The 12,940-nt window shown below is 57.6% G+C and carries 13 protein-coding genes; 3 read left to right on the top strand and 10 right to left on the bottom strand.

The window, feature by feature from the left end; translation table 11 throughout:
* From FJQ55_RS23365 to FJQ55_RS20310, 3 genes are all read left to right on the top strand, one after another.
* The coding region (locus tag FJQ55_RS23365; protein WP_208758239.1) for a ComEC/Rec2 family competence protein at positions 1-1,175 on the top strand (1,175 nt) is incomplete at its 5' end.
* 63 nt (positions 1,176-1,238) lie between these two features.
* The gene (locus FJQ55_RS20315) at positions 1,239-1,919 is read left to right on the top strand and encodes a GyrI-like domain-containing protein (protein WP_140831389.1); all 681 of its coding nucleotides are present in this window, start codon (positions 1,239-1,241) and stop codon (positions 1,917-1,919) included.
* Positions 1,920-2,222: 303 nt separating this feature from the next.
* A complete protein-coding gene (locus FJQ55_RS20310) occupies positions 2,223-2,450 on the top strand; it encodes a hypothetical protein (protein WP_140831388.1) in 228 nt (75 codons plus the stop codon).
* Positions 2,451-2,581: 131 nt separating this feature from the next.
* Here FJQ55_RS20310 and FJQ55_RS20305 read toward each other — a convergent pair whose 3' ends face one another.
* The 10 genes from FJQ55_RS20305 to FJQ55_RS20260 all read right to left on the bottom strand — a co-directional run bounded on the left by FJQ55_RS20305 (position 2,582) and on the right by FJQ55_RS20260 (position 12,903).
* The gene (locus FJQ55_RS20305) at positions 2,582-3,148 is read right to left on the bottom strand and encodes a TlpA disulfide reductase family protein (RefSeq protein WP_140831387.1); all 567 of its coding nucleotides are present in this window, start codon (positions 3,146-3,148) and stop codon (positions 2,582-2,584) included.
* 60 nt (positions 3,149-3,208) lie between these two features.
* Entirely contained in the window at positions 3,209-3,757 is a 549-nt protein-coding gene (locus FJQ55_RS20300; RefSeq protein WP_140831385.1) for a carboxymuconolactone decarboxylase family protein, read from the bottom strand.
* A gap of 76 nt (positions 3,758-3,833) precedes the next feature.
* Entirely contained in the window at positions 3,834-4,550 is a 717-nt protein-coding gene (locus FJQ55_RS20295) for a hypothetical protein (RefSeq protein WP_140831384.1), read from the bottom strand.
* Positions 4,551-4,592: 42 nt separating this feature from the next.
* The gene (locus tag FJQ55_RS20290) at positions 4,593-5,237 is read right to left on the bottom strand and encodes a MarR family winged helix-turn-helix transcriptional regulator (RefSeq protein WP_140831382.1); all 645 of its coding nucleotides are present in this window, start codon (positions 5,235-5,237) and stop codon (positions 4,593-4,595) included.
* Between the two features lie 51 nt (positions 5,238-5,288).
* Positions 5,289-6,374, bottom strand: a complete 1,086-nt coding sequence (locus tag FJQ55_RS20285; protein WP_246085215.1) for a hypothetical protein — start codon at positions 6,372-6,374, stop codon at positions 5,289-5,291.
* Positions 6,375-6,432: 58 nt separating this feature from the next.
* Entirely contained in the window at positions 6,433-7,884 is a 1,452-nt protein-coding gene (locus FJQ55_RS20280) for a catalase (protein ID WP_140831380.1), read from the bottom strand.
* A gap of 59 nt (positions 7,885-7,943) precedes the next feature.
* Positions 7,944-8,507, bottom strand: coding sequence for a cysteine hydrolase family protein (locus FJQ55_RS20275; protein ID WP_140831378.1), 564 nt, complete (start codon positions 8,505-8,507; stop codon positions 7,944-7,946).
* A gap of 155 nt (positions 8,508-8,662) precedes the next feature.
* Complete coding sequence (locus tag FJQ55_RS20270) at positions 8,663-10,027, bottom strand: FAD-containing oxidoreductase (RefSeq protein ID WP_140831376.1); 1,365 nt, start codon at positions 10,025-10,027, stop codon at positions 8,663-8,665.
* A complete protein-coding gene (locus FJQ55_RS20265; protein WP_140831374.1) occupies positions 10,024-10,485 on the bottom strand; it encodes a DUF4126 family protein in 462 nt (153 codons plus the stop codon). The genes FJQ55_RS20270 and FJQ55_RS20265 overlap by 4 nt, the downstream gene beginning before the upstream one ends.
* 714 nt (positions 10,486-11,199) lie before the next feature.
* Positions 11,200-12,903, bottom strand: coding sequence for an ATP-binding protein (locus FJQ55_RS20260; RefSeq protein WP_140831372.1), 1,704 nt, complete (start codon positions 12,901-12,903; stop codon positions 11,200-11,202).
* Between the last annotated feature and the right edge of the window lie 37 nt (positions 12,904-12,940).

Here is a 12,940-nt window from a genome sequence, read left to right as displayed (position 1 = left end):
TGGCGCAACCAGCCAGCCATCGTGATCAGAGCCGGAAAACTCTAATCACCGGCGGTCCAAAGCTTGGTCTCAGAGCAAAGCTGCTGGACGAGGAGAATCAATCGTTCGAGAAATTCTACCACAATGGCATAGCTGAACGCGCGGGCGACGACCCTCTCGGACCGACTGATGAGTCCGGTCGATATCTGACGGATATCCGGCTCACCCACGAGGAAATAAAAGAGCTATATCGAGACCCTAATGTTAGAGGATCAAAGGCCTACGCGAACCTTATTCAAACCGCGTTGACAAGCGGTCGCGTGGGCAAGGTTGAGGCACTTCATTCAGAGTTGTCGGCGGCACAACACGTGAGGCACTGGATGCCGGAGTTCACGCCAGGGGATCAAGATGGAGTTTCAATCGAGGTTCTTTCTCCTCTTGTAGAGCGTGATAGCACTGGCAAGGGTCGATTACGTTGGTTCGGACCGAAGACTGACGGAGTTGGCAGGGATATAGGGAAGACGAAGAACGGGCACTCCGTTATCATCCGCGTCGCGTACAGGGGCTTCTCTCTCCTTCTTGGAGGTGACCTCAATAGGCCTGCGGAGGCCTTCCTGCTGCGGAGTTACAGTGGCGTTGATCCCGACAAGCCACTCGCAGATGCCGTACCGGCAGCCTCAAAACGGTTCCGCTCGGACGTCCTGAAAAGTTGTCATCACGGCGGAGCAGATGTTACCGACGAGTTTCTTGAGGCCGTAAACCCTTCTGCATTCGTGGTCTCATCGGGAGATGACGAAAACTATGTCCATCCCCGGCCCGACCTTCTTGGTCGCTTGGGCCGTTTCGGTCGAGGCAAAGCTCCACTGATCCTTTGCACAGAATTGCTTCGCTCCACGCGGGAGAGCGAAGACCGTAGGCTTCTGACGAAGCTACGGCGTTTGTCGTCAAAGATCGAAGACCCCGGAACACTAGAAAAAGAGCGCGCGGAATATCGAAAGGCTCGCGGGGAGGTCGAGAACCAGTTGGCAAAACGGAATGTCGAGGTTTACGGAGCAATCAACCTGCGGACGGATGGGAGAAGGTTGGCGGTGGCGTTCCGTATGGAGCGGAATCGGGGCAAAGATCGATGGCACATATATTGGTTCAGACACGACGAGGCCCGTGGGTTCATTGCTGAACTCGACGACGCCGGTTGATCCCACGATTTGTTGCCGCCTCTATTTCCTCTAGTTTTTCCGCTTTCGACGGGAGGCCTCCTAATGCGTATGTCGAACATTGGCTTGCTACTATTGCTGCTCTCTGCCGGACCAACCTCCGCGGACAACAACACCTATAACGGCCCATTCTACATGTGTCCTGATGCACACGGAGAAGAGCAAAAATCGCTATTCCGCACGATTGATATCACCGGTATGCCAATGCGCATCGAGGGCTTAGGCGAGACCCGACTGCTTGGCTACGGTGCGCAGATAGCAGCGTCGCGGAGTAGCGAGGTGATGAAGGATGGTGACCCGGTCGACAAAGCGTTCGAGAAACTTTTCGGCACACCGAACATCATGTCAGGCGATGAGAATAGCCGCCAATTGATGGCCGCTTGCTTTGCCACGCAGCCACCTCCCAAGGGAGACACAGACGGGCCGTTTGTCTTCATGCCGGGTTTTCTTGCACACGGGGATGCGACCCTACCGTCATTGGACTCGGTAACCATTCCTCCGCAAACTTACCTCGTGGTTTCGTACAACGGTACAACAGCCGACATCGGCAACTTTCGCTTCACGATGACCGAGGAGTTTTGGCCCAAGACCGCGCCGATCCTTGGGCTTGAACGCGCCGACGGTCCTAACCTCATGATCTGGGCACCGGGGCTGCGAGGAAACGTCGCGCAAGCCCAGTTGGAGCTCTGGACGCCGATCAAGCCCTTCAAGATTAATCCCCCTTGAGGAGATAACCGCTCCTAAACGATCGTTGGTTTCGAAAAGCCAGTTATCTGATAAGCAGCGCCGATGGCGTCCGTCGTCCATTTCGGGGATATTTTTAGACCCTCCCTGACCACAGTCGCATCCACGGGCGACCGCTCGACGAGTGTATTGATTCTTCTAATGTTTCTGTCGGGCGGCATTGCTATCCAAAAAATCGATTTCTCAGATGTCTTGACTCCTCTTTTCGATCAGAACAAATAGGGAACATTGGTGTCCCGGGCATAAAAGCCCTCGTTAACGCGAACCTGAGGAGGTCCGTGATCGATGTCGCATATCCGGACTTCCAAACTTATCGAAGACCTCCGTGAGCGCATCGCTCATCTCGGGGGTAGGCCGGCGCGCGAAAGTGTCGTCCTGCCGTTCGGCGTGCCAGATATCGATTGCCACCTGCCGGGTGGAGGCCTCGTCTGCGGCACAATCCACGAGATCGCTGGAGGAGGCTTCGGCACTTTCGATGGAGCGGCTGCTGCCCTGTTCGCCGCGGGAACCTGAGCCCCATCTCCCTTCTGTTTTGGGGTTTAGGCAAACGGTGATTCGACATTGGTTTGTCCGGTGTTGAGGGGAAGACTGAGGTCCTCGAAACGTACGTGCCGAAGTTCGAAGCCGGCTTATCCACGGTGCGATCACGCTGTGCTTTGCGACGAAACTTTGCACTGGCCGTCGACGCATCTTTCGTCGGCTCCAAAGAGAGACTTTTGGGAGCCGATAACTGCCGTGCGATTAGAGAGTGCCATGGCGATCCGCGCGCCGACCGCGAGGTCTGCCTCGACCCCGAAAGCCTGGTATGCAACGGACCCGTCACGATCAAATAGGATAGAAGAAGGCGTGCCGCGCAATCCAAACCGCTGCATAGTTATGGGCGTATCGCTTTGTTCGTCCGCTAGATCGACCCCGACGGGATGCTTTATTCGGTACTCGTGCAGGAACGCTCCGAGGGTGACCGGAGACATGGCCGCGTGGTGCTCGAACACCGTGTGGATGCCAATGATTTGGAGATCGGTGTGACCGAAGATGCGTTCGATGCGCTGGACCTGCGGAATGGATTCCGCAACGCATCCAGGGCAGAGAAGCTGAAAGCTGTGAAGGAACACCGGCCGACCGCGCAGGGCGGCCAGCGACAGGGGTGCAGGCGTGTTGAACCATTCGCTTACTGCCAGTTCGGGCGGGAGCGTCTTTAATGTCGTAGACATAGTCTTTGATCCTTGTCTTGCGGGGCGGACCGGAGGGGAGGTTGGTCCGCCCCCCAGGTGCTACGCGGCGGCCCGCGTGAGTTTCACACCTGGAAAGTCGACCGGCACGTCGAGGGCGACGTTCAGGTAGTTAGTGAACAGGTTGAGCGCGATGTGCGCGACGATTTCAACGATCTCGTCGTCGTCGAAGCCCGCTGTGCGGAGCGCTTCGACATCTGAAGTTTCGATTCCGGCGCGTTTGTCCACGACGGCAAGAGCAAAGGTGAGGGCCGCCGCCGTCCGAGGGTCTGTTGCGCGGCCCGCCTGAGCTTCCGCCATTTCCTGTGCAGTCGCACCAGCCTTGCGGCCGAGACCTGTGTGGGCCGCGAGGCAATAATTGCAATCATTGCGGTCAGCGATGGCAACGGCTATTTGTTCGCCGAGCTTCGCACCAAGGCGGCCGCCACTCAAAGCACCGAATGCGCCCCAAAGGCTGGTCAGCGCCGCCGGCGAGTTGGCCGCAGCCTTGAACATATTCGGTACTAAGCCGAACGCACCCTTGATCTGTGCAAGCTGCTCCGATGTCTGGCCTGTTGCGTTAGCCGGGTCGATAAGTGTAATTCTGGACATGTTCTTTCTCTCTGTTAGCCTGGAGGGGGAATATGCGGGTTCGTCGATGGCTGTCGGCGAACCCGCGCAGTTCAAGTCACTTTGAAGGCATCACCTTGCCGGGAAGGCTGAGGTTCCCGGAAGCGACCTTGAAGACGTTACTGACGCAGAGAAGGGGCGCGTGCAGATTGCCGTTGACCTTGAGACCCGCGGTGACGCCATCGTAGGACGCACCCGTGATGCCACCAATCAGAGACAGGGGGATTGTTACGTCGACGGCGTCGCCCTTGAAAGTGGTCGGATAGGTCGGGCTGTCAATCAAGAGCGGAACCCCAGGCCACGTTTCCGGAACCCGTGGCTTCGAGCCTTCCGGGATATCGATGACTTTGAGACCGCCGCCACAGGCCTTGTCCTCCGCCAGCACCACCCAGTGTGGGTGCCAGATATCGCGGTTCTTGCCGCCCTTGGCTGCATCGTCAAAATCAGGGTGGAAGGTTACGGCCAGAGCTACGATGCCCTGATCCTTGTCGAATCCGATCTCGCCGCTGTTGAGCGATGTCGGCCAGACATAGGCGTAGACATCCGAGCCCTCGAACTTGCCCGTACCGGCCGGTTTCTCCGACCCGGCCTCGCCGCGAACGCGGGTGGTGAAGACCGCGGACTCTCCCGTGGTGACGATTGTTGTCTCGATGATGTCGAACGGAGCCTTTACGGGTTCCGCGGGGTCAGCCTTGATCGAGTGCGCACTGGCTGTTGAAAGGCACAGCAAGGCCGTTCCGGCGACAAGCGCGCCGGCAATAAAGCTTCTGGTCATTACTTAGTCTCCTCTTTCTCCGTAGCCTGGAGGGTTGCGATGTTATCCCTGTATGAACACGTCCCAGGTGGCTGCCCGTGACGCGGGATCGGCGGTTTCATGTTCGCGACAGTCGATGCGGATGTCCCGCTGTCCGAAAGCCGCGTCGACAAAGTTACAGTGATGCGGTTGTGCCGCCTCGGTATGAGCGAACGGGACGAAATACCGACAACTTGCACACATGCGCTGGATCGGGATCGCATCCGTCTCCTGCAGATGCCTGATCATTTTGACCAGGATGATCAACAGGTCTTCCTGTTCATGCGCGGCCAGGGCTTCAACCGCTTGTTCTGCGATACCTGTGGCCGAGTTATCGACCTTGAGCGCCGAGAGTCCTTCCAGCGTAATGCCGACATTAACGCCGCGCTTGCCAGTTCCTGTGTTACGCTTTGCTACCAACCTCTTGCGTTCGAGTGCCAAGATAGAGTCTGTCGCCGTCGGCTGGGAGACACCGAGGTTGGCAGCGATATCCTTGACCACCAGTCCGTCCTTTCGGCCCTCCAGCAGTTCCAGAATGGCAAGCTGGGTCGGGTTAACTCCGCTGACCTTGGCGCGGCTCCAGTCGTCCATTCGCATGGCGATGGCAATGCGAGAAAGACCTTCTCGGATGCGGTGGTTGACAGACGTTGGGTTCTTTGGCGTTTCCATAGTGCTTATATATAGGAGTCCTATGATATCCACAATACGTGCATCGAATTTTCATTTGGTCGGCGGAGCCCCGATACCTGTATCCGAAGTTGGTCCATGTGGTTGCTCGGCATTGTGGGAATGTGTTGTCCGCTCAGTGGTTGCGGGACCTGTGAACCCGTCGGTTCCGTAGAATGCGAGGTGCAAGCCCCAATAAGAGGCGGCGAACACCACCAAAGCACCGGCGATCCCGCCAGGTATGGCCGTCAGGTGAACCTTGAGCGATGGCAGGAACCGCGTGACCCGGCACTGATCGCAGGCGACTGCCACCAGGATTGCCATAATCAAACCATGACCAATGAGATCAACACGCCCGAACGGCCAAACGGCAGCGCTGAAGATGAGGATCAATGCGATTGCAGACAGACGTCGGATCAAGGGTGTCCATAAAAGACCGAAGCCCATGGTGAATTCGGCGACGCCGGCCATTGGAATGAATACGTCCTGTGGCATGCCAAAGGTGAGGAACGGCTTTTCGACGACGAGCGGATAGAACCAGTCCGGATAGGCGAACTTTTCGAGACTGGACCACATCAGCGCGATGGCGAGCCCCCAGCGAAGAGCTTCGAAGCGATGCGATCTCCATCCGTCGTTCTTCAAGGGTTCCAATATGAGATAGGCGGCGACACCCGAACCCAAAGCCAAATAATCGAACAAATGGAACAGGTCGTAATCTCGGATGGCGAGAAACCACAGCGCCAGAATGCCGACTCCCGCCAGCGGCATTGTACTACGCGAGAAGATACACGCGGCGATCAATAACTGAAGCCAGGATACCCATTCAGCTGGGGTTTTGAGATCAGGCGTGAGGTAAACGCCGCCGACCGAGAAGATCGCGACGAAGAACGCGCCAACGGTCGCACGCACGTAGTCGTCGAGACGGTTCCACAACGGTCCTGTGACGCGGTCTAGGCCGTCGTGAATGCGTGCTCCAAACTCGCTGATTTCGACAAGGCGGGTCAGCACGAAAAAGACGACCACCAAACCAATTCCGACCCAGAACCAGAGGTCGGTCAGCACTTTAGAGATCGGCTGCGGCGGTGCGCCGACGATGTAAGGCGCAAACCATTTGACATGAGCTTGCGCCGTCAAAGGCATCGCTATCGCGCACCCAAAGAAACCCGCGCTTAGAGACAATCGCCTCATCATAAATCCCTCACTCAGCCGCCTGAGACGAGACTATAGCCAAAGCAGTCGCAACCCCAGCACCGTACCTGGGGTCCGCCCTCGTGCAGTTCGCGATGTGGCGCTCCTTGATGTGCCTACCGGCTCCGCAAATGCTCCGCGCGGTGTTGTCGAAAAGCTGCTGCCGCTGTTCCGGTGACATCAGTCTGAAAAGGTCACCGGGCTGTTCAAAGTGATCCTCATCAACCCGGTGATCGAAATGTGCTGCATAGGCACCTGTCGGCAGCGGCGGCTCTGCCATGTCGGGTCTGGTCTCCCATTCCGCCTCGGAATTCGGATAGTAGTGGAGCGTCGACCCGCCGTTACCGTCGGTTCGCATTGCACCGTCACGATGGAAGGAATGGAATGGGCATTTCGGCGCGTTGACCGGGATATGGTTGAAGTTGACACCGAGGCGGTATCGCTGGGCGTCGCCATAGGAAAATAGCCGCGCTTGCAACATCCGATCCGGTGAGAACCCGATCCCCGGAACGATGTTAGCCGGACTGAACGCTGCCTGCTCAACCTCGGCGAAGACATTGGCCGGATTTCTGTTCAGCTCGAGGACCCCGACTTCGATCAGCGGATAGTCGCCATGTGGCCAGACCTTGGTGAGGTCGAATGGATTGTGCCTGTGGCCGGCTGCCTGTTCTTCTGTCATTACCTGCACGCATAAGGTCCATCGGGGGAAGTCTCCGGTCTCGATAGCCTCGTAGAGATCGCGTTGATGGCTTTCACGGTCATTGCCGATGACCGCTGCCGCCTCCTCATCGGTAAGATTGTGGATACCCTGCTGGCAGCGAAAATGAAATTTGACCCACACACGTTCGTTAGCGGCGTTGGTGAAGCTGAAGGTATGCGACCCGAAGCCATGCATCGTCCGGTAAGACTTCGGCGTGCCACGATCGCTCATGACGATGGTGACCTGATGCAGCGCTTCGGGAAGTAAGGTCCAGAAATCCCAGTTGTTGCTCGCGCTCCGCATGCCAGTGCGGGGGTCACGCTTGACGGCGTGGTTAAGATCGGGAAAGCGCAGGGGATCACGGAAGAAGAAGACGGGCGTATTGTTGCCAACGATGTCCCAATTCCCTTCCTCGGTATAAAATTTGACTGCGAACCCCCGGATGTCACGTTCTGCATCGGCAGCCCCTCTTTCTCCGGCGACCGTGGAGAAGCGAACGAATGCGGGTGTCTGCTTACCGACCGAGTCGAAGAGCTTCGCCTTCGTAAATCGGGTGATGTCACCAGTGACGGTGAACGTGCCATAGGCTCCCGAACCTTTGGCGTGCATGCGCCGCTCGGGTATGACTTCACGATCGAAATGGGCGAGCTTCTCGATAAGCCAGATATCCTGAAGTAGTGCGGGTCCGCGCGGGCCCGCCGTCTGTATATTCAGGTTGTCGACGACGGGCGCACCGTTGGCATGGGTGAGCGTAGGTTTCATTGCGTTCCCCTATCTTGTTTGTCGTGTGGGACCGGACGGCAGAATGCCGTCCGGGAAAATCACGCTGCCTTGGCGGTTGAGCCGAGATAATCTTCTGTCGACTGCATACGTGCATAGGCGAAGCCCAGTGCAGACATGAAGGCCGCGTGAACCAGATGTGCGGGCACGGTCACTCCATTGAATTCGAGATCGCGTGAGGCGCAGGCATCATGGATCACGGTGACGGGATAGCCGTAGTCGGCCGAAGCGCGAGTGATGGCGTCAACGCACATGTGGCTCATGTTGCCGCAGACAACGACTTCCTCGACGCCGTTTTTGTCGAGGTGCTGCTTCAGGTCAGTGTCGCGATAGGAATTGATCTGATGCTTGAGCACAACGTGTTCGTTATCGAGGTTCATTACGCTTGGATGGAGCGCTGCTCCCTCCGATCCCGGATGGAAGAACGGCGCGTCGGCAGTGGGAAATTCGTGTCGGATATGCACGACGAGATCGCCTGCCGACCTCGCGTCCGCGATCAGCCGAGCCGCATTGCGGGCGGCCGCCTCCACGCCGGACAGGGTCCATCTGCCCCCGGGGAAATAGTCGTTTTGAATGTCGACGACGATCAATGCTTTCTTGCTCATGATATGTATCCTTTTCAAAGCGCCACCGTTCGCCCGACGGATGCCGGGCGTGGAGCTGTTAAGAGATTTGAGACAGGAAGATTATCCTTCCCCACCAGTGGCCTGCACCGCAAAATCGAGCCTGCAGGGTATGCACTTCGCTTTCCAGGCAGAGCTCAAGGAACTGACTGGAGGTCTCCTACAAGCGTAGGCAGGAGTTCTGAAACCGTTGGATGGATGGGTACCGACCATTTCAAGGTCGGGTAAGGCGTACGTGCGTTCATCGCGTCTATGATGCCATGTATCGCCTCGTCACCCTCAATGCCGAGAATGGCGGCCCCGAGTATTTGTCGCGTCTCCGCATCCGCAATGAGTTTCATGAAACCGTGCGTCTCTCCTCGCTCTACAGCGCGGCCGACACGGCTCATTGGTCTCTTCGAAACTAGGATCGGTCGGCCCGACGCCCTGGCTTCGCGCTCCGTCATGCCGACCCTCCCGAGCGGGGGGTCGATATACAAAGCGTAGGCAGGAATTCGATCGGTAAGCCGTCGGTCCGCTCCGTCGAAGAGATTCGCTGCCACGATCTCGAAGTCGTTGTAAGAGGTGTGCGTAAACGCGCCGTGGCCGTTGCAGTCGCCAAGGGCCCATATGCCCGGAACGTTCGTGGAGAGTTTATCGTCGACGAGGATGTATCCCCTATCGTTGATCTCGACACCCGCCAAATCTAGTCCGAGATCATCGGTGTTTGGCCGTCTGCCCGTGGCGACAAGGACATGGCTCGCTCTGATGGTTCCGCTGTCCATCGTCACCTCGATTTCATCCGAGGTCTCGCGAAAAGAAAGTCCGACTGCCTCCGTATGAACGGTGATGCCCTCCGCACGCACAATCGCAGCGATGGCATCGGAGATATCCTCGTCTTCCCTGGAAGCTAGATGGCCGCCCCGTTCGATAATGGTGACCTTTGCGCCGAAGCGGCGGTACATCTGCGCGAATTCCAATCCGATATAACTCCCGCCAAGCACGACCAAATGGCGAGGAACTATGGTCAGCTGTAGTATGGAGGAGCTGGTCAGGTACGGCACTGCGGTGAGGCCAGGGTAATCGGGAATAGACGGACGTGCACCGACATTAATGAAGATTTGCGGGGCGGTGATGCGCTCCCCGTTGATCTCGATAGTGGCGGGGTCTGCAAACCGGGCGTGTCCATATATCAACGACAGGCTCTTGAGCCCGTCGAACCAAACCTCCAGCCCACGGCGAGCGTCAAGCGTTACTTTTTCCGCCCGGTCATGCACGGCTTTCATATCGATTTCGATCTTACCAACAATCGAAACCCCATATTCGGAAGCACGGCGAATAACATGCGCGGTCCTGGCACTCGCGACGAGCGTCTTTGTCGGCATGCATCCGGCGTTGACACAGGTGCCGCCTAGATACCTACGCTCGATCAGCGCGACCTTGCGCCCTGAGGAGGCCATTCGAGCCGCCAGAAAGGGCCCCGCTTGGCCTGCGCCGATGAAAATGGCGTCGAAAGTCCTCATGACACAGACCAAACGATAAGTAGTGCACCCCCAACAGCGGCTACGTCCTCAATGAGGGCTGCGGGAAGGTCGCTTCCGAAGGATGCCGCGAGTTTGCTGCGGACAGCTGCGCCGCAGTAGGTGCCGAGGACAGCGCCTATGATCCCTGCGGCCGACCCGCCGGCGAACGATCCTCCTGCCGCACCGATTGCCGCACCAGATAAACCGCCCATGACAATGCGTGTGGTGAGTTGGATCGGCACTTTCCGCGAAGGAGTGCTCGGGAGTTGGTCGGCAATAAGCTCGCAAACCGCCAGAGCTGTCAAAATCCAAGGAGACCACCTATAGCCAACGAACGCCAGCGGTGTTTGCGAAATGTCGAACCAACCAAGGTTCGCAGCCCAAGCGACCGCGGCTGGAGCCGTCATCGCCCGCAAGCCTGAAATGCCACCGATGAGTAGCGCGAGAAAGATCATCAACCTGTACCCCGTTTTGGTTTAACTCAGCCGATATTCGGTTTTGCTTCCGTGGCCCCCTCGCTTTGTGTCTTCGCCGGTAAGCGCCATGCGAGGGTGTCCGCTTATTCGTTCGTGTCATCTTCCCTCGTCGGCTTCTGACAAGATCACGGTGCCTGAGCGAGGTTTCGCTGGCGAGTTAAGCGTCGTAAATCGGTGCGAACGGCGAACGATTCTTCAATGGCCAGACGATGCGTCTACGGCCTTCCATTCCGCTTATATGAAAGGCATGTGCCGCGAGGAGAGCCGCTGAGTTGGGCTGCTCTAAAGTCAGAAGGCGTCCGCCAGTTGGATACGGGGGAACTTCGGAGGTCTTTCCAGGAACTATCGCGACCGGCTTCCCGCAATTCACGTCAATCTGAGGCGGAGGCCATGGCGTGGCTTCTGTCGTTAGCTATCATGCCAGCATATTGAACTTTGAGATGCGTCGAAATCCGGAAGTATCATTTGCCCGGGGGCAGTGTGTTGGCGAGGTCGTCTCGCCCCTTTGTCGAGGAGAAAAAGGACGGGCGCTCGTCCTCAGCGGGTAAGGCTCTCTGAAGTTGGGCAAATTGGCATGACCGCCCGCTGCAGTGGCGAGAACGACCTGGGCTCCCTGTCTCCGAACCGAAAATAGGCTAGCGCGATACGTCTGAGGGTGACGGTGCCAGGCGATACATCGCTTCCCTTCATCTGCGTCTATCCATAGTCCCCAGATCGAAGGTGATGACCCACATCCCCAAGTTTCTGGCTAATGCGGCTCGACGAGGTCCATGCCTCGACGTCTCCTTCCGGAGCATCGGCGGCCATGAGCTGTGGCCATACGAGCGCCGCGTACAGTTTCGTTCTGCAGGCCTCATCGACCTCTGGGTTGACGTCAAGGAAGGCGATCGATGCGGAAACTGCAGCAATCAATTCGTCGAAGAGAGATAGCTTGAAGAACAATGGCAGAGCCGCGGCGGTAAGCCGCGCCCCGAGCAGCCTGTCACCTGGTCCGGTCAAAGCCCAATCGAGGCAGGCCCTGAGGCTGGGGACAACATACCCGAAGTCGCTCGCGTCGTCAGCCATGGTATGCGGGTCCGTCGTCAAGGCGGAGCTGTCGAGTAGTTTACACAGAAAATCTGCGAGCCTCCCCATCGTGGCGTCGAATTCTCCGCGCTCCGCAAGTTTTTCGCCTGCGTAGATGCGCGTGGTATCATGCAACCGATATACGTGATCATTCGCATTCTGAGAGATGACGACCAGCGATTTGGCGACAAGAGTCGTTAGGAGATCATCGGCGTTACTGGTCATCACCGACTCCGCCGCGCTCATGGTGAACCAACCTCTGATGACGGACAGTTCGGCAAGTCCGACTTGCTCGGCTGGCGTTAACAACATGTAGCTCCACTCCAGGGCCGCCCGTAGTGTTTGGTGCCTTGGTAGGGCCGTGCGCCGCCCGTGGCTGAGAACATTGAAACACTCGGCGAGCGATTTGCTAAGGGATGCAAAGCCCATCGGTTTGAGGCGACCGGCCGCGAGTTCAATGGCCAGCGCGATCCCGTCAACCCGTGCGCATATGTCGATGATTACGGGAACATCTTCTGGGCGAAACTCGTATCCGCCGAGATATGCATCTGCTCTCTCCACGAAAAGTTGGACTGAGGGCGACTTCAGGGCCTCCTCAAGGCTGGCGTCAGCTTCTGGAACATTCAGGGGCAACAAACGGTGCACACGTTCACCTACTACCCCAAGCGGCTCGCGGCTCGTAACCAAGAAACAAACCGAGGTCGTGCGGTTCAGCACCGCTTCAACGAACCTGGTAGTATCGTCTATCAGATGCTCACATCCGTCCAACACGACCAGCGCAGGTTTGACGTCAAGAGCGCTCGAAATTGTACCTACCATATCACCGGCACGGGACCGGAGGCCAAGCGCTGTTGAGATTACAGTGGATAGAAGCTCACCTGAAGCCACATCTGAAAGTTCGACCCGATGGACGTCCAGCCGACGCGACAATATCGCCGCAATCGCGGTCGCCACGGTCGACTTTCCGATGCCGCGCGGTCCCGTTATGGTGACAAGACGACTTTGAACGAGCTGCGCCAACACCGCTTTTATGCTTTGGTCGCGACCGTAAATCTTCGAGCGCTCGATACCGCGATAAACCTGTCGCTTTAGGGGGAGGGGGGCGGCCTTTGAGGGGCGGCGCTCCACGGGCGCGACAAACACATACCCGCGACCTGGAACGTTGGCGATAAAATGAGGCTCGGCTTTCGTATCGCCAAGCGCCTTTCTCAATGCGGAGACGTGAACCCGAAGATTAGCGTCGCCTACAAAGGTTTCCGGCCATACGTGCTTCACGATCTCTTGGTTGGTCTTGAGGCTCCCGGGATGGGCAGTGAGGAATAGAAGTATATCCATCGCTCTACTGCCGATCGGAACAATGGTCTCTCCCTGC

This window comes from Rhizobium glycinendophyticum, assembly GCF_006443685.1.
Taxonomy (GTDB): domain Bacteria; phylum Pseudomonadota; class Alphaproteobacteria; order Rhizobiales; family Rhizobiaceae; genus Allorhizobium; species Allorhizobium glycinendophyticum.
Note: the sequence above shows the minus strand (reverse complement) of the source record. Positions and strands in the feature narration are given on the sequence as shown.

What these genes read in the sequence shown, in the direction of transcription:
- FJQ55_RS20315 (WP_140831389.1), top strand. Translation starts at nt 1,239, where the DNA reads ATGCGTATGTCGAACATTGGCTTGCTACTATTGCTGCTCTCTGCCGGA.
- FJQ55_RS20310 (WP_140831388.1), top strand. Translation starts at nt 2,223, where the DNA reads ATGTCGCATATCCGGACTTCCAAACTTATCGAAGACCTCCGTGAGCGC.
- FJQ55_RS20305 (WP_140831387.1), bottom strand. Translation starts at nt 3,148, where the DNA reads ATGTCTACGACATTAAAGACGCTCCCGCCCGAACTGGCAGTAAGCGAA.
- FJQ55_RS20300 (WP_140831385.1), bottom strand. Translation starts at nt 3,757, where the DNA reads ATGTCCAGAATTACACTTATCGACCCGGCTAACGCAACAGGCCAGACA.
- FJQ55_RS20295 (WP_140831384.1), bottom strand. Translation starts at nt 4,550, where the DNA reads ATGACCAGAAGCTTTATTGCCGGCGCGCTTGTCGCCGGAACGGCCTTG.
- FJQ55_RS20290 (WP_140831382.1), bottom strand. Translation starts at nt 5,237, where the DNA reads ATGGAAACGCCAAAGAACCCAACGTCTGTCAACCACCGCATCCGAGAA.
- FJQ55_RS20285 (WP_246085215.1), bottom strand. Translation starts at nt 6,374, where the DNA reads ATGCCTTTGACGGCGCAAGCTCATGTCAAATGGTTTGCGCCTTACATC.
- FJQ55_RS20280 (WP_140831380.1), bottom strand. Translation starts at nt 7,884, where the DNA reads ATGAAACCTACGCTCACCCATGCCAACGGTGCGCCCGTCGTCGACAAC.
- FJQ55_RS20275 (WP_140831378.1), bottom strand. Translation starts at nt 8,507, where the DNA reads ATGAGCAAGAAAGCATTGATCGTCGTCGACATTCAAAACGACTATTTC.
- FJQ55_RS20270 (WP_140831376.1), bottom strand. Translation starts at nt 10,027, where the DNA reads ATGAGGACTTTCGACGCCATTTTCATCGGCGCAGGCCAAGCGGGGCCC.
- FJQ55_RS20260 (WP_140831372.1), bottom strand. Translation starts at nt 12,903, where the DNA reads ATGGATATACTTCTATTCCTCACTGCCCATCCCGGGAGCCTCAAGACC.